Source organism: Halomonas sp. A29 (genome assembly GCF_046723295.1).
GTDB lineage: Bacteria > Pseudomonadota > Gammaproteobacteria > Pseudomonadales > Halomonadaceae > Halomonas.
Map to the genome: position 1 here is coordinate 1 of NZ_JAXQPR010000027.1, position 1,899 is coordinate 1,899.

The following is a 1,899-nucleotide window of genomic DNA, read 5'->3' on the forward strand; positions in this document are numbered from 1 at the left end:
CGCATCGCCCGCCTGGCCGGGGAAGCGGCGCATCGCCAGGTGGTGCTCACGCCCCGCGGTGGCGGTACCGGCACCAACGGCCAGTCGCTCACCGACGGCCTGGTGGTGGACGTGTCGCGCCACATGAACCGGATACTGGAAATCGACGTCGACAACCGCCGGGTGCGGGTGCAAGCCGGGGTGGTCAAGGATCAGCTCAACGCGGCGTTGAAACCTCATGGGCTGTTCTTCGCGCCTGAGCTCTCCACCTCCAACCGCGCCACCCTCGGCGGCATGATCTCCACCGACGCCAGCGGCCAGGGCAGCTGCGAGTACGGCAAGACCCGCGATCACGTGCTCGAACTCGACACCGTGCTGCTCGGCGGCGAGCGCCTGGTCAGCCGCCCGGTGGACGAGGCCGAGCTGGAGACGCTGTGCCATCACAGCGGCGCGATCGGCAACGCCTACCGCACCGCGCGGGAAATCATCGACACCCAGCGCGAGCTGATCGCGGCCAAGTTTCCGCCGCTCAACCGCTGCCTTACCGGCTACGACCTGGCGCATCTCAGGGACGCGCAAGGCCGCCTCGACATGAACAGCCTGCTGTGCGGCTCGGAGGGCTCGCTGGGGTTCCTCAACGAGGCGGTGCTGGGCGTGCTGCCGATCCCCAAGCACTCGACCCTGGTCAACGTGCGCTATGCGGGCTTCATGGATGCCCTGCGCGACGCCAAGGCCTTGATGGCTTCTGCGGCGAAACCCACTTCCATCGAGACGGTGGACGACAAGGTGCTGCTGCTGGCCATGGAAGACTTCGTCTGGGACAGCGTGGCGGAGTTCTTTCCCAGCGAGGCGCCCCAGGGATCCGCCGAGGGCGATACCGTCACGGCCGAGCGCCAGGCGGTGGCCATCCGCGGCATCAACCTGATCGAAGTCAACGACGACGACCCCGAGCGGCTTGCCGAGCGGGTGGCCGCCTTCTGTCGTCACCTGGAAGCGGATGATAGCGTACCGCGCCTCGGCTACACCCTGGCCCAGGGGCGCGTCCAGATCCAGCAGGTCTACGGCATGCGCAAGCGCGCCGTGGGTCTGCTGGGCAATGCCAGGGTCGACGAGAAGGGCGAGAAGCGGCCGATCCCCTTCGTCGAGGACACCGCGGTGCCGCCGGAGCATCTGGCCGACTTCATCGCTGAGTTCCGCGCCGCGCTGGACGCCCGCGGGCTCAGCTATGGCATGTTCGGCCACGTCGATGCCGGCGTGCTGCACGTGCGCCCCGCCATCGACATGAAGGACCCCGCACAGGAGCGGCTGATCCGCGAAGTCTCCGACGAGGTGGCGGAGCTGACCCACAAGTACGGCGGCCTGCTCTGGGGCGAGCACGGCAAGGGGGTGCGCTCCGAATACGCGCCCAAGTTCTTCGGCGAGCTCTACCCCAGCCTGCAGCGGGTCAAGGCCGCCTTCGACCCGCACAATCAGCTGAACCCGGGCAAGATCGCGACGCCTCTGTTTATCCCGCCCGAACCCGCGGGAAAGGCGCTTGATACCCCGGCCGAGCCCACTGGGGAGGCGTTTGATATCTCGCCCGAAGCGGTCGAGGCGCAGGCGGTCAAGCTGGTCGACCCGGGCCTGCTGACCATCGACGGCGTGCCCACCCGCGGCCAGCTCGACCGCCAGATCGACGAGCGCGCCTGGCAGGCCCACGCCGCCACGGTGTACTGCAACGGCAACGGCGCCTGCTACAACTACGACCCCGACGACGCCATGTGCCCCTCGTGGAAGGCGACCCGCGACCGCATCCACTCGCCCAAGGGACGCGCCAGCCTCGTCCGCGAGTGGCTGCGCCTGCAGGGCAACGCCGGGATCGACCTGGTAGAAGAAGCGCACCGACAGCGCGAGCAAGGCGCCTGGGGCTTTCTCAAGCGC

Annotated in this window: 1 protein-coding gene; it reads left to right on the forward strand. The window is 68.6% G+C overall.

Annotation, left to right across the window (positions count from 1 at the left end; all coding sequences use genetic code 11):
• On the forward strand, positions 1 to 1,899 hold a 1,899-nt coding region (locus tag SPH52_RS22400; protein ID WP_411797266.1), incomplete at both ends, for an FAD-linked oxidase C-terminal domain-containing protein.